The organism is Marisediminitalea alba (genome assembly GCF_002993365.1).
Taxonomy (GTDB): Bacteria; Pseudomonadota; Gammaproteobacteria; order Enterobacterales; family Alteromonadaceae; genus Alteromonas; species Alteromonas alba.
Window position 1 is genome coordinate 1 of record NZ_PVNP01000202.1, and the last position, 25,772, is coordinate 25,772.

The window sequence follows — 25,772 nt, forward strand, 5'->3', positions numbered from 1 at the left end:
GGCGGGAGGTGTTAAGGTGATAGATAAAGTCTTTCATATTCAGAATGTTAACGCCTATCACAGCCGTCTGAAAGCGTGGATGAAACGGTTTCACGGAGTAGCCACAAAATACTTGGAACACTACCTGGGTTGGTTCAGGTTTATGGATAATCCAGAAAACCTTAACGAAAACAGGCTCTTTTCGATTCAACAACAGTTAATCCGAACATAGCCTATCCTTTATATGCGAAACAACATCTTCCACCTTGGCAAAAGTGGTGAAAGCACAATGTATCATTGTTCAAGCCCGGGATTTGATGTGCTCACGCTGGTTAACGCCTATGGCGGCAGAGGGTTTCAGTGCAAAACAGTAGGAGAATTGAGGACTCAATTACAAAGCGCGGTTGAATCAAATTGTGGGATAACACTATTGGAAATACCGGTAGACACTAATTCAGACAAACTCAGTCGAGAGATAAGTATGCTGAATTTATTCATACAAATGAAAAACGGCAAGCAAGGTGCAATAGAAGCCTGGGATCTAGCTGTTGCTGGATAGTTAATGAACGAAGTTCAAATACCACTACTCAATTTTATGGAATATTGCCAATGAATAAGACCACACCTTTCGACATGTTGTGGCACAAGTTAAACTCGCAGTCATGCAGTAATCCTTTAATTTGCATTGCGAAAAAACGGTTGCAACACCAATTGCTAGCATTACCGAAAGACATAACAAAGGCATTTGCTAGATTGCCATCCTCGTTTCAGTCATGGGTCGCACAGACAACATTGTCAAATTTGTTATCGGAGCAAATAACTGATGAATCACTTCGTTTTCTGGAAGGACATTGGCTGGCAATAATTATTAGCGACGTCCCATATCAGTTTTTCATTTCTGTCCGAGACGTCGAACATTCAGGACTCAGGAAACAGTCAATCGTGGTAAAGACGCAGATTGAACAAGAACCTGACGTTACTTTTAGTGGCGATATCGATAGTTTAGTCAGTATTGCTGTAAGAGAGCAGGATCCCGATACCCTTTTTTTTCAACGCAAACTGCTGGTAACTGGCAATACGGAGTTAGGCTTGCAGGTTAAGAACTTTCTGGATGAATTGGATACAAGTGCATTTCCCAGCGTATTGCTTTGTGCCCTCAAAAAGTACAATGATGTTATGCAGACGGCACCTTAACTAGCGTTTGTTTCCGGTCAGAGCTAAAAAGTCGTTGATTAAAGTTTGGCTTTGCTACCGCAAACCTGGCAATCCTGCTGTCGCGTCACCTTAAACTCACTCCAGGTTGCTTGCATAGCGTCATATAGATGCAGTCGGTTGCAAAGTGGTTTGCCATAATGTGTGACTAGCTTTATGGCTTCAAGCGCCTGCATTGCACCGATAATTCCAACAAGTGGTGACATGACACCCGATTCGACGCACGACAGATTTTGTTCACCAAAAAAATGGCTCACGCACGCATAGCACGCGCTTTGTTGGCGTGGATCAATACACAGTATCTGTCCTTCCATGCGGATAGCAGCACCTGAGACTAAGGGGATAGACTGTCGGTAGCATATTTGGTTTATCCTGTTTCGGCTTTCTAGATTGTCAGTACAATCCAGCACAACATCTTGTTTGGCAATGAGCTCATCCAGTTGCTTTTCCGATGGGCGTAAACAGAGTGTTGTTATGTTGACTTCACTATTGATTTGCTGAAGCGCCAGTTGTGCTGAATCAACTTTGTTAGCGCCCACAGATTTCTCAGTATGCAACACCTGTCGCTGCAAGTTGGTGAGCTCTACCTTATCGTCATCGACCAGCGTTAGACGACCGACCCCACTTGCGGTGAGATATTGGCTTGCAGCACAACCCAGTCCGCCCACGCCAATCACTAATACGCTGCAATTAACCAACGCTTCCTGTCTCTCCAGATCGAAATCCGACAGCAGAATGTGGCGGCTGTATCGCATAGCCTGCTCAGTTGTGAGATCTTTCAATAGTATTCCCTCATTGGCTTAGTGAATACTTTTTTACCACCCCCGCCATAGGTCAACAATTCCCCAAAAGAGGTAGTCCGACTACCTCAATTTTCAAGTGTCGAGTAAGTGTGGGTATCTATATGATTTTTAATGGTTTTATTTTCATTGGGGCGTAGTATTCCTAGCAGCATTTAGTGAGGAGAATACTATGAAAACACGATTAGCAACGGCTATCGCTACAATATGTGCAGCAGGTTTGTTAATGCCAAATGTTTCGGTTGCAACCGGTTTCGCAGACTTTCAACAAGCTATTACTGATGGTGACGCAAACGTTAAACTGCGTTATCGATACGAGCGGGTTGATCAGGATAACATTGACAAAGAGACCAATGCTTCAACCTTGCTTACCCGACTAAGTTACAAAAGTGCCGATTTTGGTGGCTTTTACACCCAACTAGAGTTCGATAACGTTACCGCTTTGGGCAACGAAAACTTTAATAGTACCGTCAATGGCAATACCAACTATCCTGTGGTTGCAGACCCGATTGGATCCGATTTCAACCAAGCCTATGTCGGTTTCAAAACTGAGTCATTGCATTTTACTGCGGGTCGTCAGCGTATCAATCACAATGATCAAAGATTCGTGGGTGGCGTTGGTTGGCGTCAAAATGAACAGACCTACGATGGCTATCGTCTAAGATATGATAATCAGTCTGGCCTGAATGTTGACTACAGCTACATACACAACGTCAATCGGATTTTTGGTACAGATAGCCCCAATTCTGATTTAGGTGGCAACATACATCTGTTGAATGTCACTTATAAAATCAATGCTGATCACAAAGTAGCGGGCTTTGCCTATGAACTAGACTTTGATACAGCCAATGCAATCGCAACCCGCACACTCGGGGTGAGTTATGATGGCAAGGTGTCTGCTGTCAACATTCACGCGGCTTATGCACGTCAAAATGAAACCGGTGACAATCCAACAGACTTTTCCACTGATTACCTGGCATTGGAGTTAAGCACTAAATTATCAGCGGTCAACGTGGGTATAGGTTACGAGTCACTTGGTAGCGATAACGGCAAAGGATTCACAACGCCTTTGGCGACTCTACATAAATTTCAGGGGTTCGCTGATAAGTTTCTCGCCACGCCTGGACAGGGGATTAACGATCTCTACGTCAAGGCGTCCGGCAGTATTGGTAAGCTGAAACTGTTGGGTGTATGGCACCAGTTTGAATCAGATGTAGGTTCAGTAGATTATGGCAATGAGTTTAATTTCAACGCCACTTATCCTGTATATAAAAATACAAACTTTTTACTGCGCTATGCCAACTACAGTGCCGATGATTTCGCGGTTGACACCAACAAATTGTGGGCAATGATGACTTTCACTTTCTAGCGTCATCCACGCGTTAGTTGCCGACTCAATCTGGGTCGGCTTTTTTTATACCCCCTTGTGAGTATTCCTTCAGCGGAATAACAATAACCACGCTTTTGCGCCAAACTTAAGGTAACAAAAACTCCGAGCTCTAATACCTAAAGTTCGAACAACTATGGTACTGGAGCCGCAACTGAGAAGTTGCCCGGTAGCCAGAGAAATCAACCTGCCGCCCACGAGCTTTTATGCTCGATATTTGGAAAGGTGTTAAATGAACTTACAAGACTCATTCGGACGACGGTTCAATTACCTGAGACTCTCAGTAACTGAGCTGTGCAATTTCCGCTGTAATTACTGTCTTCCTGATGGCAACGACTGCAACACACCCAAAGGTGGTTTGTCCGTCAATGAAATTCAAACCTTGGTGCAAGTGTTTGCCGGCTTGGGTACAACCAAAGTGCGTATTACTGGTGGCGAACCAGCACTGCGCAAAGATTTGTGTGAAATCATCGAAACCTGCAAGAAAGTCGATGGCATTAAAAAAGTCGCACTGACAACCAACGGTTTCAAACTCAATCAGGATATCGAAAGGTACAAGCAGGCTGGTCTTGACGCGATAAATGTCAGTGCGGACAGCTTAGATCCTCGAATGTTTGCGGCGATCACAGGCAAACAAAAGCTGGAGGAAATACTGCTGGGTATCGAACGGGCAGCTCAGTTAGGTGTAAGCAGTATTAAGTTAAACACGGTCATGCTCAAGCAGTTCAATTACAAAGAGTTAGATGCATTTTTTGACTACTTACGTTCCCACAAGGTTACCTGGCGATTCATTGAGCTTATGCAGACCGGTGACAACAAAGGTTTTTTTGATAAAAACCATGTCGCCGGACAAACGATCAAGGATCGACTCATTGAGCAAGGGTGGCAGCGCATCATAAGAGAAACAGATGCCGGGCCTGCACAGGAATTCATGCACCCCGAATTTGCGGGGAATATCGGCCTCATCATGCCTTACAGCGAAGATTTCTGTGAGTCATGCAATCGCTTGCGTGTTTCCGCACAAGGCAAACTGCATCTATGCCTGTTTGCAGAGCAAGGGATCAGTATCCGCTCTTTCTTGTCGGTCGGCGATGTATCAGGTGCTCAGCAGGCTATTGTTTCTCATCTTCAACAAAAACACAGTCAGCATTTTCTGCATCAAGGGTTCACTGGTGCAACAAAGCAACTGGCTATGCTAGGAGGTTAACATGAACACAATTGGCGTTATTTTAGCTGGCGGTGCGTCTAGCCGCATGGGACAAGACAAGGCATTGCTAACGATTTCGCAATCAACCATGTTAACCAGAACTTACCAACTGTTACTTGAAGCATCGGTGAGTAAAGTTGTTATCAGTCGTAATGACGGCGAAGCTGGACATTTTTCAGATCTGTATCCAGGAAAGGGGCCATTATCTGGCATTCACAGCGCTGCCATGCGCTTTCCAAACAAAAATCTATTGATACTGCCCATCGATCTGCCGCTACTGGATGTTTGCACAATTCAGCGCTTGTTAGATAGCGGCGAAAAATTTTCTAGCAACGTCAGATTTGGTGAACATAGTTTGCCGCTTTACCTACGTAACACCGAGACAACGCGCCAGACCCTAGATTACACACTGCGGTGTACAAACAGTTTTTCCGTTGACCGCTTTTGCACGCATTTCCCTTTAATGAAACTGCAATTGCGTCAGCAGTCACCCCTTTTCAATTCAAATACACCAGAACAATGGCGTTTTGCAATGCAACATTTCGAAACGTCTGACAATTCTGCACCAACTGAGGTTCGTCATGGGACATGCTAACAAACAATTTGAATCACTTGGTATTGCTGTTCTAACAGTATCTGATACGCGTGATAGAAGCACAGATACCTCTGGCGAGTATCTTGCTGTGAATGCAACTGAATCGGGTCATCAGGTGATTAAGCGAGACATTGTTATTGATGACATTTATCTTATTCGAGCATGCGTCTCAGCTTATATCGCGGATCCAGCGATACAAGCCGTAATCGTCACTGGCGGTACCGGATTCACTTCGAGAGATTCTACCCCCGAGGCAGTACAACCCTTGTTTGACAAAGAAGTTGAGGGATTTGGTGAGTTATTTCGATATTTGTCATTTAAGGAAATAGGTACATCAACAATCCAATCAAGGGCTATTTCTGGGTTGGCGAACAACACTGTCATATTTTGTCTGCCTGGGTCTACCAATGCTTGCAAGACTGCTTGGACTGGTATCATTGAAGCGCAATTAAATGGTGCCCATGGCCCCTGTAACTTCGTGCCGCATTTGCAAACCAATGAAGCACTTCGATGTGCGAGCAGAGCGGTATGACTCAGTCAACCCATTCCGTGCTAAGCCATATTGATAATCAGGGCAAGGCAAACATGGTCGATGTGAGCGAAAAAGCGGCATCGACGCGCATAGCAAAAGCGGAAGCCTACGTCAGTGTTTCAGATAGTGCGCTTGAGCAAATAATACAAAACCAGTTGGCCAAAGGTGATGTGTTTAGCGTCGCAAGAGTGGCAGGTATACAAGCGGCAAAACAATGTGCCAATCTGATACCGCTATGTCATCCGCTATTACTCAGTAAAGTCGACGTGAATTTTGAAACTGACGAGTTATCCAGGCAAATAAAGATAACCTGCCAATGCAAGTTAAATGGTAATACGGGCGTTGAAATGGAGGCGCTTACCGGCGTCTCCGTAGCAGCGCTGACGCTTTTTGATATGTGCAAAGCTGTCGACCCAGAAATGGTTATTCATGGCTTGAAAGTTACTGAAAAAAGCGGTGGTAAAACTGGACTGTGGAGGCGTTCAGCATGATACAGATTAAATTTTTCGCAAGTCTTCGAGAAAGCATAGGTACATCTTCTTTAAACCTTGAATATGCCGGTGAAAGCACTGTAGCCGATGTCGCAAAAGAGCTTTTTGAGCGTGGTGAAGAGTGGCGTTTGCTTGAAGAAAGAGATGTGTTGTGTGCGGTTAATCAAACTCTTTGTGGAAAGGACGCAATAGTAAATGATGGCGACGAAATCGCGTTTTTCCCGCCGGTGACAGGAGGTTAACAATGATTAGTGTTCAGCGTGACGATTTTGATCACTGTGAACAATACCAGGCGCTCAAGGAGGAGGCGGATGGCGACGGTGCCGTAGTCACTTTTACGGGGCTGGTCAGAGATTTCAATATCCAGGGTGCCGTGTCAGGCATTCATATAGAGCATTACCCTGGGATGACCGAAAAATCGCTGATGCATATCTGCAGTGAAGCGCGAAAACGTTGGCAGTTGGGGCAAATAAGAGTCATCCATCGAGTGGGTACAATTGGGCCACAAGAGCAGATTGTGTTCGTTGGCGTGACATCCAAGCATCGAAAAAACGCATTTGAGGCGTGTGAGTTCATTATTGATTACCTTAAGACCAGTGCACCTTTATGGAAACAAGAAGGTACCTCAGAAGGCATGAAATGGGTCACCAGTAGGTCGTCCGATCAGGAGGCAATGGATCGCTGGGCTAATACAGCCAGCCTGTCTTGAAAGATACGCCGACGATTACGAAGAGAACAGAAAGCAAGGTAACAGCAATAATATGGGCTGCCATATCCCTTAAATTTTTTTTAGATAATTTTGGTAAGACTCTGAGTTTCGCGTCAGCAGCAAGCAAAATAGTTAACGCGAGTAACATTAACTTCATACCTACTACTCTGGAGACAGGATTACTCCAATCCAGCCATAAATAAACGTCGGGCAATAGTCGATGCGCCAACAGTAAACCTGTGATGATTTGTACTAGCATTGCTGGTTTACCAATACGCTCAAACGCCGATTCAAATTCCAGCAAACGTTCAGGGGATTTCTCTTTCAGCACTCTGGGTAAAACGGCTAGAGACAATACAATATGGCCACCTGTCCATATAGTTGCCCCCAAAATATGAGCCAGTATCAAATAACCATACATAAAATAACGTCAAACCCGACTGGGTCTGCTCCATATAAAGGCCAAAACCAATAAGGTTATGACAACAACTAAAGTCATTACCCAATAAGTGTTTTCACCAATAATTAATGCAACGGAAACCATTGCCATCATGCAAGCACTAGCAACGACCTTAGTTTTAAGTGCAATCATACCGGATTGCTCCCAATCGTTTATCACTCTTCCAAGCGCTGGCTGCGATAGTAGCCACTGATGCAGTGCGTTCGAGCTTTTAGAAAAGCAAAAAGCAGATAAAAGTAGAAAGGGCGTAGTTGGAACTAATGGCAATACTATGCCGACAATTCCGCAAAGACAGGCCAATAAACCTGTGAGCATGTATATTGATCGATACAGCTGTGTTTGCATAGTGTTATTATCTCAATACCGCATCAAACCATTGCACGTTCACGGATTCTCCCGGCTCTACCATTCCTCGACTGTTCTCCAGCACTGCATAACAATTGCTTGTGGTAAAACAGGACAGTACGCCTGAACTTTGTGAACCTCCAGAGTCGACTATCAGTTGACCATTGTCATCCCGGTAACAGACTGCGCGTTGATAGTCAGTTCGGCCCGGTTTCTTTTTAAACTTATTTTTCGCAATGGCTTTAACAGCGATTTTTCCTTCTGGTGTACAGCCGGCTAAAAGTGATAAGGAGGGGGCGGCAATTTGGTCAAAGGTTACTGCTGCTGATACTGGATTACCCGGGAGGCCAAAAAACAAACTGTTATCCAATCTGCCGAAAGCGAGTGGTTTGCCAGGTTTAATCGCCAGCTTCCAAAAGTCTACTTGACCTATCTCCTCGAGGATTTCGCGCGTATAGTCAGCTTCACCTACTGATACGCCGCCAGAAGTGATTACGCAATCTGCATTTGCATCAGCTTGGATAAAGGCATCACGGATTTCGTCCGGGTCATCTTCAATCACACCTAAGTCCAGAACCTCAGCGCCAAGACGCCGTAGCATCGCGCGAAGCATGGGGCGATTGCTATCAAAGATTTTGCCTTGTTGCGGCGTATCTCCCGGCTGTAGTAACTCATCACCGGTTGAAAATAGCGCCACTTTAAGTTGGCGTAACACCGAAACCTTATCAATACCGATGGACGCGAGAAGCCCAATATCTATTGCATTTAGTCGCTTTCCTTTTGACAGTACGATGGATTTTTTGGCGATGTCACTGCCTGCGATGCGAATTGCTTCACCTAGCTTTACACTATGCGTGACCGTGATTTCATTATTATTGGCAACGGTGTTTTCTTGCATTACCACTGCGTCTGCACCTGCTGGGATTTGCGCACCGGTCATAATTCTCACGCACTGATGCTTGCCTACCTCGCCGTTAAATGGGGTGCCGGCAAAGCTCTTTCCGACCAGATTGAAAGTAGTCCCGGACGACAGATCCTGATGGCGAATTGCATAGCCATCCATTGCGGAATTATCGAAACCTGGGACGTTGATAGGGGAAACCACGTCTTCGGCCAGTACTCTATCCAATGCTAAATCGAGGTCGCATTGCTCTATATCGTTAATCGGCGTGATAGTGTCCCAGATGATCTGTTTGGCTTGTTCTACCGGCATAAGGCCTTTTGCGTCGCAACCACATTCCATCGTTAAGCTCCTTTTTGATGGTTAACCATCCATACCGCTGCCTCCACGCGAGAACGCAGATTCAGTTTCTTAAGAAAGTGCTTCACATGGACTTTTACTGTGCCATCTGAAATATCCAGCTCTCGTGCAATGAGTTTATTGCTCATACCCTTGGCGATAAGTTTGAGGATCTCCAGTTCTCGACTGGTCAGGCTGGCCAATGCACGGCTTCCGGCTCTTTCAGGTTTTCTTAATGCCGTTGCCAACACTTCAGTCAGTTTTGCACTCATCACCATTTTGCCAAGCGCGGCTTCACGCAGTTTGTCGACAATGTCTTCGGGATCCATGTCTTTAAGCAGATAACCATCGGCGCCTGAACGCACCGCTTCAACAACATCTTCATCATTGTCAGATACCGTCAACATGATTATTCGAGAATCGACACCTTTATCTCGAAGATGTTTAAGCGTCTCGAGTCCATCCATCCCTTGCATGTTCAAATCCAGTGTGATCAGGTCAGGCTCCAATTGCACCGCCATTTCAATGGCTTCTTTTCCTGAGCTCGCCTCACCAATGGCTTCTAAATCATCTTCCAATTCGATGAGTTGGTTTAATCCTTTACGCAATAAAGCATGGTCGTCGACCATCATGATGGTGGCGGGTTTGTCTTCGAACATGTGTGCCTCCTTACAAACGCTTAGTCATTCTTTTCATTTAATTATACACGAAATGTTGAACTTCTCTTGAATTACTGGAGGTAACCAAGCTACCCCTTAAGAGGTAGCAAAACACATTCTTTGAAACCCTTTAAATTTAAGGAATACAGCAAGATAGCCCTACCACTTTCAGCACATAATGCTTTAGAAATCTCGTGTTTTATTACCACAATGCTTCGCCAGAATACCCACTGAAGCAGATTGTTAGCTTAGCCTGTGTCGACCATAGTGTGACCAAATTAATGTCATTCTATGTTGGAGTAAGCGTTATGTCTGATCTGCACAAGTGGGATCCAGAAGACCCCGATTTTTGGGAAAAAGAGGGAAAGAAAATAGCAAATCGCAACCTTTGGATATCGATTCCTAGCTTGCTGGCGGGCTTCGCTGTATGGCTCTACTGGGGCATTATTACCGTCCAAATGCTAAATCTGGGGTTCCCTTTCGCGAAAGCTGAACTCTTTACCTTAATGGCGATTGCTGGGTTAACCGGTGCAACATTGAGAATTCCTAGCAGTTTCTTTATCCGATTATGCGGTGGAAGAAACACCATTTTCTTCACCACAGCACTGTTAATGATTCCTGCCGTAGGAGCGGGATTTGCACTACAAAATCCTGACACACCCTTGTGGCAATTTCAGCTGCTAGCATTATTGTCTGGTTTCGGTGGCGGAAACTTTGCGTCGTCAATGTCTAACATCAGCTTTTTCTTTCCGAAGAAACAGCAAGGTTTAGCACTGGGTATGAACGCGGGTTTGGGTAATTTTGGTGTTACAACGATGCAAATCGTTGTGCCACTGTTCATGACATTCGCAGCCTTTGGCGCGTTTAGTGGCGATCCAATGACGCTAATCAATGCATCAGGTACGCTGATCGGCAAAATCCCTGCAGGTACAGAAAGCTATATTTCAAACGCGGGCTTTGTTTGGTTGTTGTTACTTGTACCCTTATTCTTCCTCTCATGGTTTGGTATGAATAATATTCGTACCCCAGAAGTTTCCCCCGATATTGGTAACCCTTTGACATCTTTCGCATTGATCAGCGTTATGCTCGGCATTGGTCTGGTTGTTGCTGCTTTTGGCCTGTGGTTAATGCTACCTGAGGCCGCAAACGGTTCCGGATTCGGTGTACCTAAAGAAGTTGTACTAGTACTGGTTGTTACCGCGACAGTAGTCATCTTGAAAATGTTGCCTGGTTCAATTGGTGAGAGTCTGACTCGTCAGTATCAGATCTTTAACAACAAGCATACCTGGGTGATGAGCGTAATTTACACCATGACGTTTGGTTCATTTATCGGTTTCGCCGCGTCATTCCCGCTAGCAATTAAAGTTATCTTTGGCTATAGCCATGTTATGGTCGATGGCGTAATGACTCATGATACCATCAACCCGAACGGCCCAAGTGCCTTGATGTACGCCTGGATGGGCCCATTCATTGGTGCACTTATTCGTCCTTTAGGTGGCTGGATTTCTGACAAAATCGGCGGTGCGTTAGTCACACAAATATGCTCAATTGTGATGATTGGTAGCGCGCTTGGTGCTGCTTACTTCATGCAGGAAGCCTATCAATCTGCAACACCAGAAGAGTTCTTTATACCATTCTTTGTGTTGTTTCTGATTCTCTTTGCAGCCACAGGCATCGGCAATGGGTCAACCTTCAGAACCATCGCGCAAGTATTCCCTAAAGAACAAGCGGGCCCAGTCCTTGGTTGGACGTCAGCTGTAGCGGCATACGGTGCCTTTTATATTCCCAAAGTTATTGGTGAGCAAATCCAGGCGACCACTCCGGAAGTTGCATTAATTGGGTTTGCAGTGTTCTACGGCGTCTGCGTCTTGATTAATTACTGGTTCTATTTACGTAAGGATGGCGAGTTCTACAATCCTTAGGCAAAGCAAACAAGCGATATCAAGGTGCGAGTACTCGCACCTTTTATCGTTTTACCATGGTTAGACTATCATGCGTTTAAAGCTAATCTTGTTATTGATAAGTCTGTTTGTTCATTCGAATGTGAATGCTGATGAGCTGTTAATCGCTGCGGCGTCAGATCTTAAATTTGCAATGACAGACATCGTCAGTTTATTTGAATCAGCTAATCCAGGCGTAGCAGTTAGAACTTCGTTTGGGTCATCAGGCAAGTTTGGTACGCAAATCCGCAATGGCGCACCTTATGACCTGTATTTTTCAGCAGACATTAGTTTTCCACAGCAGTTAAAAGCGTTGGGGTATTCTTCGTCGGCTGTTATCCCTTATGCAAAGGGCAGGTTGGTATTACTGAGTCATAAAAACGATATGTCCAATAGCCAACTCGCTTCTTTGCTTCATGCTAACTTTGAGCGAATCGCTATAGCTAATCCACGACACGCTCCCTATGGCATGAGAGCCAAAGAGGTACTGCAACAAGCTGGTTTGTGGACTCAGCTGACTTCAAAAATCATCTATGGTGATAGCGTTTCCCATACTGCTCAATTTATTGTTAATCGGCATGTTGACGCCGGTATTGTAGCCTTGTCGCTGGTCAAGTCTGCATCGAACTCCTCAAAAGCGTCCTACTTATTGATACCAGAGACTCTCCATTCTCCGCTGATTCAAGGCTTTATTGTCACCCAACGCGGCGGAGATAACCCTTCAGCATGGCTATTTCATTCCTTCATGGAAAGTGGAGAAGTCGCAAAAATACTGACAGAATATGGGTTTGAAACACCTAATCAGGAGGCTATAAGTGCTGTCGGCGGGTGATATGCAAGCGTTGCTTCTGACCTTGAAGCTGGCGAGTACGGTAACCATTATCCTGTTGTTTTTCGGAATTCCGTTTTCCTGGTGGTTGGCCAGGTCTCACTCCAAGCTCACAAGTCTGTTAACTGCCCTGGTGGCAATGCCACTTATCTTGCCGCCTACGGTACTCGGATTTTACTTGCTATTGCTGTTAGGCCCAGAGGGACCGGTTGGAAAGATAACTACGCAATTGGGTATTGGTTTATTCCCTTTCACATTTTCAGGCTTAGTCATAGCCTCAATTATTTATTCTTTACCCTTTACAGTACAGCCCCTTGTGTCTGCTTTTGAGGCCATTCCCGGTCGAACACTAGAAGTCGCTTCTACATTAAGAGCCTCACCTATCGATGCCTTCTTTTCTATCGTATTGCCGTTATCTAAGAGCGGTATCCTTACCGCTATAGTGTTGACCTTTGCCCATACAGTTGGTGAATTTGGCGTTATTTTGATGATTGGAGGCAACATTCCGGGAGAAACACAAGTTGTCTCAATTCAAATTTATGACCATGTAGAAAGTATGGATTATGGCGCTGCACACAGACTGTCGCTGATCATGCTTGTCTTTTCATTTGTGACGTTAACGCTTCTGCAGTGGATCCGGCGTCGACGGTTTGCCTTCGTACCAGTGAAGAGTAAATAATTGTGAAGCTGGGCTATAAGCTTTCTAAAGGGCGTTTTAATCTGAATGTTGAGCTTGAACTCCCCGAAACAGGTATTAGCGTGCTTTATGGGCATTCCGGTTGCGGTAAGACAACGCTACTGCGCTGTGTCGCTGGTTTAGAAAAAGAGGCAGATGGGCACTTTTCTATCGGTAATGAAGTATGGGATAACCCGAAAACTAAGCTTAAGCCGCATAAGAGAGCCATAGGATATGTCTTTCAAGAGCCAAGTCTGTTCAGTCATCTTAGTGTGAAAGACAATCTCGACTATGGTATCAAACGTTCAATTCACGCAAGCAAGGAGAGCTTAAATGAAGCTATTTCAGTGTTGGGCATTGAACATCTATTGGATCAAAAACCTGAAGCGTTATCAGGTGGGGAAGCACAGCGTGTTGGCATAGCTCGCGCATTGGCTTTGAATCCCAAGATCTTGTTGTTTGATGAGCCTCTGGCATCACTTGACGATAACCGAAAACGTGAGATTTTACCTTACCTTAAACGCGTTAAACGGCAGTTGAGCATCCCAATGCTTTATGTCACTCATGCTGCGCCAGAAGTAGCAATGCTTGCAGACCATGTAGTTGTTATGAATGAAGGCAGAGTGGTATCGAGTGATTCACTGGCGGCGTCGCTTTCAAATGAAAGCTCACCACTAAAATTAAATGGTGAAATATCAACCGTTCTGACCGGGCAAGTTACTGAAATAGACAAACATTGGCATTTAGCCTGTTTATCCATTTATGACCAAAAGCTATGGCTCCCCGATGCCAAGCTTTCTATTGGTGATGAAGTAAGAGTTCAGATTCTAAGCAAAGATATCGGCTTGGCCAATTCTGCAGGTGACGCCAGTTTTCAGAATGTGCTCAAAGCTGAGATTGTGGCAATTAATGAGGGTGAGCATCCAAGTCAAGCAATTGTTAAGGCTGCTGCTGGTGAGCATGCTTTTATGGTTATGGTAACCAAACGCGCATTAGCAAACTTGGCTTTAGGCGTTGGTAGCCAAGTGTTGTTGCAGGTAAAGTCAGTCGCAATTCACAGTTGATTAAGTGGGCAAAAGCGCGGGAAATTAAGCGCTTTTACTCTTTACCTCAAGCGTTCGCGCATACTCTGGAATAAAGCTAAACATGACAGTGGTGCCTCGCTCATCATTGCGTTTAACTGATAATTCACCATCCAAATTTCGGCTGCGTTCCTTCATAATGGCAAGGCCGTAATGATTAAGTTTATTAGGATCTTCGGGGATGCCTATGCCGTTATCTTTGACCGTCAATATCACTTCGGAAAGAGAGTTACTGGTGATGCTAATGTCAATGTTAGACCCTTGAGAATGATAGAAGGCGTTTTGGGTAGCTTCTCTGGCGATTTGTAATAGATGTATTTCTTCTTGAGGCGTGAAGGGAATATTGCTGACGTGATAATTAAGCGTAAAATTGAAATCGTCTGAACGGTTTTGCAATTGCGAAATCGTTTGCTCTAACGCGGCTTTGATGCCCTGTCCATCGAGTTTTAATCTGAAAGTAGTTAGCAATTCTCGCAGTTCACTGTAAGCCGCCCCGAGGCCGTTCTTTAATTCATCAATAACTTGGTCTATTTGCTCCTGAGCACTCTCTTTCTGCTGCAGTCGTTGTAATCGCGTTACCTGAATTTTCAAATAGGACAATGCCTGCGCTAGTGAATCGTGCAGTTCTCTGGCTATTACCGTGCGTTCATTCATCAAAGCAATGCGCCTGCGCTGCTCGTTTTGATGTTTCATGCTCAGTCCATTGGCAACCTGTTCAGCGATGGCTGCAAATAGCTGATGCTGCCAATCCTCCAGAATATTCCCTTCTTCCAAACTCACTGATAATACACCGTAGTGTTGGTCGCCAATTTTCAACTGATATTTCATATGCCCATTGATAGGTGGGAAAAGCGAATCATGCTCAGTACAGTCGTGGCAGAGGTGTTGCTGACACTTATCTGGAATTGTTTTTTCGGTACTCACTAAGTGTTCGTAAGGGTTCGTGCCTTGCGCTGTCATAATGCAAAGATCTAGGTCTTTCACACCAGTTACGTCAACCAGCTTGTTAAGCAATGGCTGAAAATCAACGGAGCCCGGTTCAACTTCATTGAGTCTGCGCGATACTTGAAACAGTAATTCAAGAGATTTATTAGAGCGTGTCAATTTTCTTGTCTTACGCTTAATTTGTTCTTCAAGTTGAGATTTTGAGCGATACAAGCTACCGCTCATTTTATTGATTGTTCTAGCCAGTAAAGCCAGCTCGCCTTTGCCGGTTTCTTCGGCTTTTGCAGTGAAATCTCCTTGTCCTATTTGACGGGCTACTGAGGTCAATTTCGAAAGAGGTTGCTCTATATGTCGATGAACAATCATCATCGCTATAGCGATCAGTATCAAGGTACTAAACAACGCCAAACTCTGTACTAATCGTATATTAGCAATATTTATTTCAGCATATTTCTGATAAGCAACAACAAGCAGTTCTATGTCCTCGACCAGTTTGTTAAAAACCTCCAGACTGGACGTGTTGGAATTACTGGGAGATGCCAAAATGGTTTGGATTAATGGCTTAACTTGTTCATTCCAGTTGTTAACAACAATCGCATGATGCTTTGCGATATCGCCATTATCCCAAAGCGCCTGCTGATTAACCAGCACACCGGTATTGAGGGTGAGGTCAAATTCGTCAACTAATTGATTGATGGTCTCAATATCACCTGGGCTATCCTGCATGACGCTATGAATTCGATACGTTTGCATTCTCAACGAACCCGCCACATTCACCGCTTGAGCATCGAACTGTGCACCGTCACTCATAAACACGGTGGTAAACATACTAACGATCGCCAAAAAGCTCACCGAAAACATTAATGCGGCGATTTTAAAAACGGTCGAATGTATGAAATTTTTAATTGGTTGCATGGTTTATATAGAGATTAAGTCGAATCACAAGTGATACCTACAAAGATTAGTCTACGCTTAATTTGTAACTAGTTCTTAATGACATCAGTCTAGACCCCTTTAATACAAAGGAAAAGCTAAAAAACGCCTCTACCTCTTTGGTGGTAACTCCCTTATTTACCACTATTTCCAGGCTCTTGCCGAGCGAATAACAATACACTTTAATCCATATAGAGCTTGAATTTGCAGCGCATCGTATCGTTGCTATTCCATTAATAAAGGAGTCTGGCGTGAGTCATTTTTTAGACAGATTGCAGTTCTTCAAACGTAACGAGGAGCCGTTTTCGAACGGTCACGGGGTTACCACGAATGAAAATAGAGGGTGGGAAGACGGATATCGCCGTCGCTGGCAGCATGACAAAGTTGTGCGTTCAACCCATGGTGTCAATTGTACCGGGTCATGCTCCTGGAAAATCTACGTGAAAGATGGATTGGTAACCTGGGAAACGCAGCAAACTGATTACCCGCGTACACGCCCTGATCTTCCTAACCATGAGCCCAGAGGTTGCCCAAGGGGCGCAAGTTACTCTTGGTATATTTACAGTGCCAATCGTCTCAAGCATCCAAAAATCCGTAAACGCTTGGTAAAACTGTGGCGAGCAGCTAAAGCCCAATACAAAGATCCGGTAGAGGCATGGCGCTCGATTGTCGAGGATCCTGCAAAAGCCAAGGAATATAAACAACAACGAGGCCTGGGGGGATTTGTTCGCGCTAACTGGAACGAGGCCAATGAGATAATCGCGGCTGCGAATGTATATACGGCAAAAACTTACGGCCCTGATCGTATTAGTGGCTTTTCACCAATCCCAGCTATGTCTATGGTTTCCTACGCCGCAGGCGCGCGCTATCTGTCATTGATAGGTGGCAATTGCCTAAGTTTCTATGACTGGTACTGTGATTTGCCACCTGCTTCCCCGCAGATTTGGGGTGAACAGACCGATGTACCAGAGTCGGCTGATTGGTACAACTCAAACTACATTATTTGCTGGGGCTCAAACGTTCCGCAAACACGGACACCTGATGCGCACTTCCTCACCGAAGTGCGATACAAAGGTACGAAAGTCATCGGTATCACGCCTGATTATTCCGAAGTGGCGAAGTTAACCGACCAATGGCTGGCACCTAAACAAGGAACCGATGCGGCACTAGCGATGGCATTTGGCCACGTTATTCTCAAAGAATTCCATGTTGAGAAACCATCAGCCTACTTCGCCGACTACGTGAAGCGTTACACCGACTTCCCCGTCTTGGTCATGTTGGACAAAGCTGAAGACGGTAGTTTGCATCAGGGGCGTTTCCTCAGAGCTTCAGATTTAGATGGTCAACTTGGTCAAGACAACAATCCAGAATGGAAAACTATCTCCATTAACGATAAGGATGGCGAATTGGTTTCGCCCACTGGCTCAGTTGGTTATCGCTGGGGTGAAAAAGGTAAGTGGAATATCACCCAAACTGATGGTAAATCTGGGGATGAACTCGACTTGCGTGTAAGCCTGAAAGGTAGCCACGATGAGCTGGTAAGTGTTGCATTCCCATACTTTGGTGGTGCTGAGCATGAATTTGGCTACTTCCAGAATACCGAGCATGACGACGTGTTGCAGCGCAAAGTGCCAGCGAAGAAAATCAAACTTGCTGATGGGTCTGAAGCCTATGTTGCCACTGTGTTTGACTTAACCCTTGCCAACTACGGTGTTGACAATGGTTATGACGATCCGAATGTTGCCAGCAGCTACGATCAAGACATTCCCTACACCCCGGCCTGGCAGGAACAAATCACCGGCGTACCCCGCGCAGATGTGATTAAAGTCGCGCGAGAATTCGCATCCAACGCGGATAAGACCAAAGGTCGCTCTATGGTTATCGTTGGTGCAGGTATGAACCATTGGTATCACATGGACATGAACTACCGTGGTCTCATCAATATGCTGATGATGTGTGGTTGTATCGGTCAAAGTGGTGGCGGTTGGGCACACTATGTGGGTCAAGAGAAACTGCGCCCACAAACTGGCTGGCAACCGCTGGCGTTTGGTCTTGACTGGCAACGTCCACCGCGCCATATGAATGGAACGTCTTTCTTTTACAATCATTCAAGCCAGTGGCGCTATGAGAAGTTGGAGATGACCGAGGTCATTTCTCCGATGGCAAATAAAGACAAATGGTCTGGTTCGATTATTGATTTCAACAGTCGAGCCGAACGTATGGGCTGGTTACCATCCGCACCGCAACTCGGCATGAATCCGCTTCAGCTTTGCAGAGATGCAGAAGCTGCCGGTAAGTCGCCACAAGACTACGCCGTGGAACAACTCAAAAGCGGTGAATTGAATTTTGCCTGCTTGGAGCCTGAGAACCCGCAAAACTATCCGCGTAATTTGTTTATCTGGCGCTCGAACTTGCTTGGTTCCTCAGGGAAAGGCCACGAGTACATGCTGCGCCATTTACTCGGCACAAAACACGGCTTGATGGGCAAAGATCTTGGTGAAGACGGGGGCAAAAAGCCAGAGGACATCAAATGGGTCGATGAAGCTGCAGAAGGTAAAATTGACCTGTTGGTAACTTTGGACTTCCGTATGTCAACCACCTGTCTGTACTCAGACATCGTTTTACCAACCGCAACCTGGTACGAGAAAGACGATCTCAATACCTCTGATATGCACCCATTCATTCACCCATTGAGTGCGGCGGTAGATCCAGTGTGGGAGTCTCGTTCTGACTGGGATATTTTCAAAGGCATCGCCAAGCAGTTCTCAAAAACGGCGGTTGGTCACTTGGGTGTGGAGAAAGACTTAGTCACCTTACCGATTCTGCACGATACGCCCGCAGAAATCGCACAACCTTTTGGTGTGAAGCACTGGTGGAAAGGTGAATGTGACCTTATCCCAGGCAAGACTGCGCCGAATATGATTGTGGTTGAGCGAGACTATCCAAACACCTACGCGCGTTTTACATCAGTTGGGCCGTTGCTTGAAAAACTTGGCAATGGTGGCAAAGGCATTAATTGGAACACCGATGCAGAGGTTGAATTCCTTGGTCAGCTAAATCGTCGCCATGTTGAAGAAGGCGCGAATAAAGGTCGCCCCAAAATTGAAACAGCTATTGATGCGGCGGAAGTGATTCTTTCACTTGCGCCGGAAACCAACGGCCAGGTTGCAGTGAAAGCATGGTCTGCCCTAAGCGAGTTTACCGGACTGGATCACACTCATCTGGCCAAACCTAAAGAAGAGGAAAAGATCCGCTTCAGAGATGTGCAGGCACAGCCGCGCAAAATCATCAGCTCACCGACTTGGTCAGGTTTAGAGGATGAACATGTCTCATACAACGCAGGTTATACCAACGTGCATGAGTACATTCCATGGCGCACGGTAACAGGTCGTCAGCAGTTCTATCAGGATCACGAGTGGATGCGAGATTTCGGTGAAACCATGTGCCTGTATAAGCCGCCGATCAATCTTAAGACTGTGAAGCCAATGATGAACAAACAACCTAATGGCAACACAGAGATTGCACTGAACTGGATAACGCCACACCAGAGGTGGGGGATCCACAGCACCTATTCAGACAACTTGCTGATGCTGACGCTATCCCGCGGCGGCCCGATTGTATGGATTTCTGAACCTGACGCGCAGCGCGCAGGTATTGTCGACAACGATTGGATCGAAGTCTTCAACGTCAACGGTGCGATTGCGGCCAGAGCGGTAGTTTCGCAGCGCGTACCGGAGGGTATGAGTATGATGTACCACGCCCAGGAACGTATCGTAAACGTGCCTGGTTCAGAGGTGACCAAGACTCGTGGTGGTATCCACAACTCAGTTACGCGAGCGGTGATGAAACCTACGCACATGATCGGTGGTTATGCGCAGCAAGCCTACGGATTTAACTACTACGGTACTGTCGGATGTAACCGCGACGAATTCGTTATTGTGAGAAAAATGGCGAAAGTCGATTGGTTGGACGATGACAGCGTCGAACAGAATGCAGATGAATTTAACAACTTTGGAGCGGAGGGCTAATCATGAGAGTTAGAGCTCAAATAGGCATGGTGCTCAACCTTGACAAATGTATCGGTTGCCACACCTGCTCTGTAACTTGTAAGAATGTATGGACATCGCGTGAAGGTGTCGAGTACGCATGGTTCAATAATGTCGAAACCAAACCGGGCATTGGCTATCCCAAGGAGTGGGAGAATCAGGAAAAATGGAACGGTGGTTGGACTCGGCATAGCAATGGCAAATTGACACCTAAGCAGGGTGGCAAGCTACGCATTCTGGCCAACATTTTCGCCAACCCTGATCTGCCGGGTATTGATGATTACTACGAGCCGTTCGATTTCGACTATCAGCATTTGCATAAAGCTGGTGAAAGTAAACACCAGCCTGTCGCACGTCCTCGTTCATTGATTACGGGTCAGCGGATGGAAAAAATTGACTGGGGCCCTAATTGGGAAGAAATTCTCGGTACCGAGTTTTCCAAGCGTCGAGCTGACAGCAACTTCAATCAGATCCAGGCCGATATGTACGGCGAATTTGAAAAGACTTTCATGATGTATCTACCTCGCTTGTGTGAGCATTGCATCAATCCTGCGTGTGTGGCGTCTTGCCCATCAGGGGCAATTTACAAGCGTGAAGAAGACGGCATTGTATTGATTGATCAGGACAAGTGTCGCGGCTGGAGAATGTGTGTCAGTGGTTGCCCGTACAAGAAAATCTATTACAACTGGAAAACCGGCAAATCTGAGAAATGTATTTTCTGCTATCCACGTATTGAGGCTGGCCAACCCACCGTCTGTTCTGAGACCTGTGTTGGTCGTATTCGCTACTTAGGCGTTATGCTCTATGATGCTGACCGCGTCGAAGAAGCCGCCAGTGTTGCCAATGATAAGGATCTTTACCAAGCGCAGTGCGATATCTTCCTCGACCCATTCGATGAGGCGGTACAGGAAGCAGCACGCAAAGAAGGTATTCCAGACGCCTGGTTAAAATCGGCTCAGGAGTCTCCGGTTTACAAAATGGCAATGGACTGGAAAGTTGCTCTGCCTTTACACCCTGAATACCGCACTCTGCCAATGGTTTGGTATGTGCCGCCTTTAAGCCCAATTCAGAGCGCAGTTGAGGCCGGTAGTGTGCCAATGGATGGTGTCTTCCCAGACTTAAAAGCACTGCGTATTCCGATGAAGTACTTGGCCAATATGTTAACTGCAGGTGACGAAGCACCAGTTGAACATGCTTTAAAACGCATGATGGCAATGCGTAAATTCAAACGTTCACAACAAGTAGACGGCGAAGAAAATCTGGAAGCACTGGAACAAGCTGGTCTCAGTGTTGCGCAAGTTGAAGAAATGTATCGTTATATGGCACTTGCCAACTACGAAGACAGATTTGTCATTCCGACAAGCCACAAAGCGTACGCAGCTGATGCTTATGACATGAAATCAGGTTGTGGCTTCAGCTTCGGTAACGGCTGTAGTGGCGGAGACAGCAGTACAGACTTATTTGGTGGTAAAAAACAAACCGTTCGTCAAGTCATCCCTGTGGAGGTACAAGATTAATGGAAATTTTAAAAGTCCTTTCAAGACTTCTTGATTACCCGACAGAAGCGCTTTATGAGCACGGAATCGATGTTGCAGAAATCATTGCAAACGATGCCGCGCTTGATGAAACCAACAAAGCGAGTCTGCTCGCATTTGTCGATCAGCGCTTCTCAGACAGCTTGCTTGATTGGCAGGCTGACTATGATGGTTTGTTTGAACGGGGTCGTTCACTCTCGCTGCTCATTTATGAACATATTCATGGTGAATCGCGCGACAGGGGCCAGGCAATGGTAAATTTGCTTGAACAGTACCGAGCAGCAGGCCTGGACATAGGTGTCAGAGAGTTACCTGATTATATCCCCTTGTTTCTTGAGTTCGTTAGCACACAAGGCAGCGAGAATGGCAAAGGTTGGTTGCAGGACATTGCACCGATCCTTGCTCTTCTCCAAGTGCGTCTAGAAAAACGAGACTGCAACTACAGTGCTGTCTTTTCAACACTAGTTGCACTTTCTGAGGCGGCTATTGATGTGCAGGCATTACGTGAGCAAGTCAAAGATGAAAAACGTGATGATACCAAAAAGGCGTTGGACAAAGTCTGGGAAGAAGAAGCTGTTACTTTTGGTGGCGATGCAGTAAACGGCGGTTGCCCCTCTCAGGTCAATCGACCTACTGAGACACAACGTCGCGACCAGGATGTTCCCATCAGTTTTATAGATACTTCGTCAGCCCAAGCGGCTGAGCAAGCAATAAGGAGCTAGTTATGGCGTTTTTAGATATGTTCTTTTTTGGCATCTATCCTTATATCGCAACCGGGATTTTCTTTCTCGGCAGTCTTCTGCGCTATGACCGAGAACAATACAGTTGGAAAACGGGTTCAAGCCAGATGCTAAGTAACAAAAACTTTCGTGTAGCGAACATTTTGTTCCATGTCGGTATCATCGCGATCTTATTAGGGCATTTTGCCGGCCTTGTCTTACCTTGGGAAATTTGGCATGCACTTGGAATTTCACTCGCAACTAAGCAAGTGATCGCCATGGGCGTTGGTGGCTTCTTTGGTGTTTTATGTTTTATTGGTTTAACTATGTTGGTGAAACGCCGTTTGTTTGACCCCAGGATCCGCGCCAACAGCAGTATGATGGACACAGGTATTTTATTGCTTATCTATCTTCAGTTAATCGTGGGTATGTTTACCATTGTGATCTCTTCGGGTCATATGGATGGTGCTGTGATGTATAACCTGATGAGCTGGTCTCGGTACTTACTGACATTCAGACCTGTTGAAGCAGTAGAGTTTATTTCAACCGTTCATCCGGTTTACAAGTTCCACGTTACTTTGGGTATTACGTTGTTCGTACTATTCCCATTTAGCAGGTTGGTGCATATCTGGAGCGTTCCTGTGCAGTATGTTCGCAGAAGCTATCAGGTTGTTCGTTCAAGAGCATAATTTCCACAATCACTCATTGGGGCAAGGAAGCCTCCTTTTTTAAGTAGGATTGACTATGTCACTTACAAACACACCAGATATTACGGTAAACGGGAAAACCATTAGCGCGGCGATGATCGACGCTGAGGTTCAGTATCATCCTGCCGAATCACGCCGACAAGCGATGGTAAAAGCGGCAGAAACACTGATCATCGGTGAGCTGGTTACGCAAAAAGCGATGGAAAAAGGGATCCCACTCAACCCTAAATCAGATGCAATTGAACAAAACAGTCAATTGATTGATAGCCTGTTAGCCTCTGAAGTCTGCGTACCGGAGGCAACCACCGAGGAATGCGAGCGCTATTACAGCGCAAACAAGGGTACGTTCAAAACAGCTCCGCTAATTGAAGCAAGTCACATACTGATTGCATCAGACCCGAAGGATCTTGAACACAGGGCAGAGTCTCATGCATTGGCGGTTAACTTAATTCATAAGTTACAAGGCGGAGAATCTACTTTTGGAGAGTTGGCGAAACAGTTTTCTTCATGCCCTTCCAAAGATGTTGACGGCAGCTTAGGTCAGCTTTCCTATGGTCAGACAGTAAGGGAGTTTGAACGCCAGGTTTTTGCCGCCAGTGAGGGGCTGATGCCTCAGCCGGTAGAGACTCGCTATGGTTACCATGTAGTTCTTGTTGCCAGAAAAGTAGACGGCAAACCACTTTCATTCGATATGGTCAGCGAAAAAATCAAACAATATCTTAATGATAAAGTTCACCGTAAAGCACTGTCGCAGTATTTGCATCGACTCGTTAGCGAAGCAGATATACAAGGTTTCAAGTTTGAATTCGATGATTCTATGTTAATGCAGTAGTGTTGTTTAAACTCGATAAAGTGGTGGGGTAAAAGATGACGAATCCCTTCACGGCGCGATGGACCGCGCAAGGACACACGCTCTGTTTGGGCCATTGGGAAATCTGCTTTAACCAACAACTTTTGGAATTGCCGTCGGCAAAAGCCGAGAACCATATGGACACTCGCGGTATTTTCAGTTGGCTATTCCCGGATGATGAAGAATACATAGAAGGACTGGAGATCCACGAATGGATTGAGGAGCAAGCAAACTGGCTTGTGCCGCTGTTTGAGCGTTACGACATCCCATTCGATGAACAGCATGTTGAGTGGTTTTATGAGGCGGTAAATCAAAATGACTGGCGATGCGGTAGTTGTGGTGGCTGCCTTTAACTGAGAAGGAATGGAAACATGGTAAGTGATAAAACAACAGTGCTGGATTTGCTAGAAAAATACCCTGTAGCAGCAATTGCCAGTGCAGATTTACTGACAGTTTATGAAGGCTGGTCTATCAAAAAACTCTCAGAGTTTTTTGCGAAGCATAAAATAACTGGTGCTCCAGTTATTGCATCTGATGAAACCCTTGTCGGTGTTGTTACACAAACTGATGTTGTGAAATTTGAAGGCAGCAGCCCAGACGAAAAAGAGATTGAGAAAATCATTCAACACTACATTGGGCCACAGGGTACCGTGCTGCAATCAGAAATTGATCGGATAAAGTCACGCGCATCTGATTATTGCACGGTCAACTCTATAATGACCCCAGAAGTGTTTTCAATTGACGAGAAAAGGCCTATTTCAGAGGCGTATAACATCATCGAGTCGCATGATATCCATCGATTATTTGTTACGCGTGAATCAGTGCTGATTGGTGTGGTTACTGCCATGGATATCCTTAACTGGGTTATGCAATGCCCCGCGGCAGATTAATAAAGCATAGAGTTGTTCTGTGAAAGGCCTTATTATTAATAACCAGTTTTTGAAAGAGGATTACGCTGAACCAATGAAATCATATAGTTTCTTAGTCAAATAGTCCGTCTAAAAATTCAGGTTTCAAACTTTTGCGTTAGCTTGTCCTAAAATGCGCTTCAAGATTTATTTGATAGTATGAAACTTTTTTGTATCAGATTTGAGTGATATCCACACCAACCTATTCGAATAGTATGATACTTTTTGATTAATCGGATAAGCTTGGTTTCATAAAATCAATGATTTATATTCTCTATAGTATGATAGTTTTTTGTCAATATACAAATGCCTAGTGTAATATTGCACCAGGAACTGACGTGGTCAAGCAAATTCACACACCCCAGTTAAGCAGCTTTTCCTAAGTTAGCCATGTCAGCTTCATATTGGTTTGGACTTTTGTAATCCAGATATGAGTGCATTCTTTGGCTGTTATAAAACATAGTGATGTATTGCAGGATATCTTGCTGAGCTTCATGACGGCTCTGGTAATGACGCCATTGCACTCGCTCTTGTTTTAATGTGCCGAAGAAGCTCTCTACAACGGCATTGTCCCAACAATCACCTTTCCTGCTCATGCTACCTGTTACCTTGTACTGCGCCAGTAGCTGTCTAAATTGTCGGCTCGCATATTGCGAACCACGATCCGAATGATGTATCAGGCCAGCCTTGGGTTTACGTTGCCATAAAGCCATTGTTAAGGCATCACACACAAGCTGAGCATTCATCCGTGAAGACATACTCCAACCCACGACTTTGCGTGAGAACAGATCAATGACAACGGCCAGATACAGCCAGCCTTCCTGCGTCCAGATATAAGTAATGTCAGAGACATACGCCTGGCCTGGTTTTTGCGCATCAAAGTCGCGTGACAGCACGTTATCGAATACAGGTTGCTGATGGTTGCTGTTGGTCGTTACTTTGTATTTTCTACGCCGTCTAACGCTCACGTCGGCTTCTTTCATCAA

Annotated in this window: 27 protein-coding genes, 1 pseudogene and 1 riboswitch; of the genes and pseudogenes, 21 read left to right on the top strand and 7 right to left on the bottom strand. The window is 45.5% G+C overall.

The features are described from left to right. The 3 genes and pseudogenes from C6Y40_RS20685 to ubiT all read left to right on the top strand — a co-directional run. Positions 1-211 (top strand): annotated as a pseudogene (locus C6Y40_RS20685) (IS1595 family transposase); the annotation flags it as partial. Positions 212-298: 87 nt separating this feature from the next. Beyond that, a complete protein-coding gene (locus C6Y40_RS20690) occupies positions 299-538 on the top strand; it encodes a hypothetical protein (RefSeq protein ID WP_205664805.1) in 240 nt (79 codons plus the stop codon). A gap of 50 nt (positions 539-588) precedes the next feature. Beyond that, complete coding sequence (gene ubiT / locus C6Y40_RS20695; protein WP_105936297.1) at positions 589-1,173, top strand: ubiquinone anaerobic biosynthesis accessory factor UbiT; 585 nt, start codon at positions 589-591, stop codon at positions 1,171-1,173. A gap of 38 nt (positions 1,174-1,211) precedes the next feature. Here the strand turns inward: ubiT and moeB are convergent, their stop codons facing one another. Then, positions 1,212-1,973, bottom strand: a complete 762-nt coding sequence (gene moeB, locus C6Y40_RS20700; RefSeq protein WP_020746794.1) for a molybdopterin-synthase adenylyltransferase MoeB — start codon at positions 1,971-1,973, stop codon at positions 1,212-1,214. 190 nt (positions 1,974-2,163) lie between these two features. On the opposite strand from moeB, the gene C6Y40_RS20705 reads away from it, so the two are divergent. From C6Y40_RS20705 to moaE, 7 genes are all read left to right on the top strand, one after another. Continuing rightward, positions 2,164-3,360: an alginate export family protein gene (locus tag C6Y40_RS20705; RefSeq protein WP_105936299.1), complete on the top strand. Its 1,197-nt coding sequence runs from the start codon at positions 2,164-2,166 to the stop codon at positions 3,358-3,360. Positions 3,361-3,469: 109 nt separating this feature from the next. Continuing rightward, positions 3,470-3,622, top strand: a riboswitch (molybdenum cofactor riboswitch). Next, entirely contained in the window at positions 3,611-4,585 is a 975-nt protein-coding gene (moaA, locus tag C6Y40_RS20710; RefSeq protein ID WP_105936300.1) for a GTP 3',8-cyclase MoaA, read from the top strand. It overlaps the preceding riboswitch by 12 nt. A 1-nt stretch (position 4,586) precedes the next feature. Beyond that, positions 4,587-5,180: an NTP transferase domain-containing protein gene (locus C6Y40_RS20715; RefSeq protein ID WP_105936301.1), complete on the top strand. Its 594-nt coding sequence runs from the start codon at positions 4,587-4,589 to the stop codon at positions 5,178-5,180. Next, positions 5,167-5,712, top strand: a complete 546-nt coding sequence (gene moaB, locus C6Y40_RS20720) for a molybdenum cofactor biosynthesis protein B (RefSeq protein ID WP_020746791.1) — start codon at positions 5,167-5,169, stop codon at positions 5,710-5,712. The genes C6Y40_RS20715 and moaB overlap by 14 nt, the downstream gene beginning before the upstream one ends. Further along, positions 5,709-6,203, top strand: a complete 495-nt coding sequence (moaC, locus tag C6Y40_RS20725) for a cyclic pyranopterin monophosphate synthase MoaC (RefSeq protein ID WP_240622044.1) — start codon at positions 5,709-5,711, stop codon at positions 6,201-6,203. Before moaB ends, moaC begins: the two co-directional genes overlap by 4 nt. Then, complete coding sequence (gene moaD / locus C6Y40_RS20730) at positions 6,200-6,445, top strand: molybdopterin converting factor subunit 1 (protein WP_105936302.1); 246 nt, start codon at positions 6,200-6,202, stop codon at positions 6,443-6,445. Before moaC ends, moaD begins: the two co-directional genes overlap by 4 nt. 2 nt (positions 6,446-6,447) lie before the next feature. Further along, positions 6,448-6,912: a molybdopterin synthase catalytic subunit MoaE gene (gene moaE / locus C6Y40_RS20735; RefSeq protein ID WP_105936303.1), complete on the top strand. Its 465-nt coding sequence runs from the start codon at positions 6,448-6,450 to the stop codon at positions 6,910-6,912. Here the strand turns inward: moaE and C6Y40_RS20740 are convergent. From C6Y40_RS20740 to narL, 4 genes are read right to left on the bottom strand one after another with little or no spacing between them, the layout of a single operon-like run. Beyond that, positions 6,890-7,333: a CopD family protein gene (locus C6Y40_RS20740; RefSeq protein WP_105936304.1), complete on the bottom strand. Its 444-nt coding sequence runs from the start codon at positions 7,331-7,333 to the stop codon at positions 6,890-6,892. The genes moaE and C6Y40_RS20740 overlap by 23 nt on opposite strands. Before the next feature lie 9 nt (positions 7,334-7,342). Continuing rightward, positions 7,343-7,717: a YbaN family protein gene (locus C6Y40_RS20745; RefSeq protein WP_105936305.1), complete on the bottom strand. Its 375-nt coding sequence runs from the start codon at positions 7,715-7,717 to the stop codon at positions 7,343-7,345. Between the two features lie 7 nt (positions 7,718-7,724). After that, the gene (moeA, locus tag C6Y40_RS20750) at positions 7,725-8,960 is read right to left on the bottom strand and encodes a molybdopterin molybdotransferase MoeA (RefSeq protein ID WP_105936306.1); all 1,236 of its coding nucleotides are present in this window, start codon (positions 8,958-8,960) and stop codon (positions 7,725-7,727) included. Positions 8,961-8,962: 2 nt separating this feature from the next. Further along, a complete protein-coding gene (gene narL, locus C6Y40_RS20755) occupies positions 8,963-9,616 on the bottom strand; it encodes a two-component system response regulator NarL (RefSeq protein WP_105936307.1) in 654 nt (217 codons plus the stop codon). Positions 9,617-9,924: 308 nt separating this feature from the next. Between narL and C6Y40_RS20760 the strand changes: the two genes are divergently transcribed. From C6Y40_RS20760 to modC, 4 genes are all read left to right on the top strand, one after another. Beyond that, positions 9,925-11,538, top strand: a complete 1,614-nt coding sequence (locus tag C6Y40_RS20760; RefSeq protein ID WP_105936308.1) for an MFS transporter — start codon at positions 9,925-9,927, stop codon at positions 11,536-11,538. 70 nt (positions 11,539-11,608) lie between these two features. Continuing rightward, positions 11,609-12,388, top strand: a complete 780-nt coding sequence (gene modA / locus C6Y40_RS20765; protein WP_105936309.1) for a molybdate ABC transporter substrate-binding protein — start codon at positions 11,609-11,611, stop codon at positions 12,386-12,388. A 1-nt stretch (position 12,389) separates the two neighbouring features. After that, the gene (gene modB / locus C6Y40_RS20770; RefSeq protein WP_105936310.1) at positions 12,390-13,064 is read left to right on the top strand and encodes a molybdate ABC transporter permease subunit; all 675 of its coding nucleotides are present in this window, start codon (positions 12,390-12,392) and stop codon (positions 13,062-13,064) included. 2 nt (positions 13,065-13,066) lie between these two features. Further along, on the top strand, positions 13,067-14,125 hold the full coding sequence (gene modC / locus C6Y40_RS20775) for a molybdenum ABC transporter ATP-binding protein (RefSeq protein ID WP_205664806.1): 1,059 nt from the start codon (positions 13,067-13,069) through the stop codon (positions 14,123-14,125). Between the two features lie 24 nt (positions 14,126-14,149). On the opposite strand, the gene C6Y40_RS20780 is transcribed toward modC, so the two are convergent. Next, a complete protein-coding gene (locus tag C6Y40_RS20780) occupies positions 14,150-16,003 on the bottom strand; it encodes an ATP-binding protein (RefSeq protein ID WP_105936312.1) in 1,854 nt (617 codons plus the stop codon). A gap of 269 nt (positions 16,004-16,272) precedes the next feature. On the opposite strand from C6Y40_RS20780, the gene C6Y40_RS20785 reads away from it, so the two are divergent. The 7 genes from C6Y40_RS20785 to C6Y40_RS20815 are packed head-to-tail and all read left to right on the top strand — an operon-like array spanning position 16,273 to position 24,768. Then, on the top strand, positions 16,273-20,049 hold the full coding sequence (locus C6Y40_RS20785) for a nitrate reductase subunit alpha (protein ID WP_105936313.1): 3,777 nt from the start codon (positions 16,273-16,275) through the stop codon (positions 20,047-20,049). A 2-nt stretch (positions 20,050-20,051) separates the two neighbouring features. Next, positions 20,052-21,584, top strand: a complete 1,533-nt coding sequence (gene narH / locus C6Y40_RS20790; protein WP_012520016.1) for a nitrate reductase subunit beta — start codon at positions 20,052-20,054, stop codon at positions 21,582-21,584. Continuing rightward, positions 21,584-22,324, top strand: coding sequence for a nitrate reductase molybdenum cofactor assembly chaperone (gene narJ, locus C6Y40_RS20795; RefSeq protein ID WP_105936314.1), 741 nt, complete (start codon positions 21,584-21,586; stop codon positions 22,322-22,324). The genes narH and narJ overlap by 1 nt, the downstream gene beginning before the upstream one ends. 2 nt (positions 22,325-22,326) lie before the next feature. After that, a complete protein-coding gene (gene narI, locus C6Y40_RS20800) occupies positions 22,327-23,010 on the top strand; it encodes a respiratory nitrate reductase subunit gamma (protein WP_105936315.1) in 684 nt (227 codons plus the stop codon). Between the two features lie 55 nt (positions 23,011-23,065). Next, complete coding sequence (locus C6Y40_RS20805) at positions 23,066-23,860, top strand: peptidylprolyl isomerase (protein ID WP_105936316.1); 795 nt, start codon at positions 23,066-23,068, stop codon at positions 23,858-23,860. A gap of 35 nt (positions 23,861-23,895) precedes the next feature. Next, a complete protein-coding gene (locus C6Y40_RS20810; protein WP_012520012.1) occupies positions 23,896-24,231 on the top strand; it encodes a hypothetical protein in 336 nt (111 codons plus the stop codon). Positions 24,232-24,249: 18 nt separating this feature from the next. After that, positions 24,250-24,768, top strand: a complete 519-nt coding sequence (locus tag C6Y40_RS20815) for a CBS domain-containing protein (RefSeq protein WP_105936317.1) — start codon at positions 24,250-24,252, stop codon at positions 24,766-24,768. Positions 24,769-25,151: 383 nt separating this feature from the next. On the opposite strand, the gene C6Y40_RS20820 is transcribed toward C6Y40_RS20815, so the two are convergent. After that, positions 25,152-25,772 (bottom strand): IS3 family transposase (locus C6Y40_RS20820; RefSeq protein WP_146129621.1); only part of this gene is annotated, 621 nt, incomplete at its 5' end.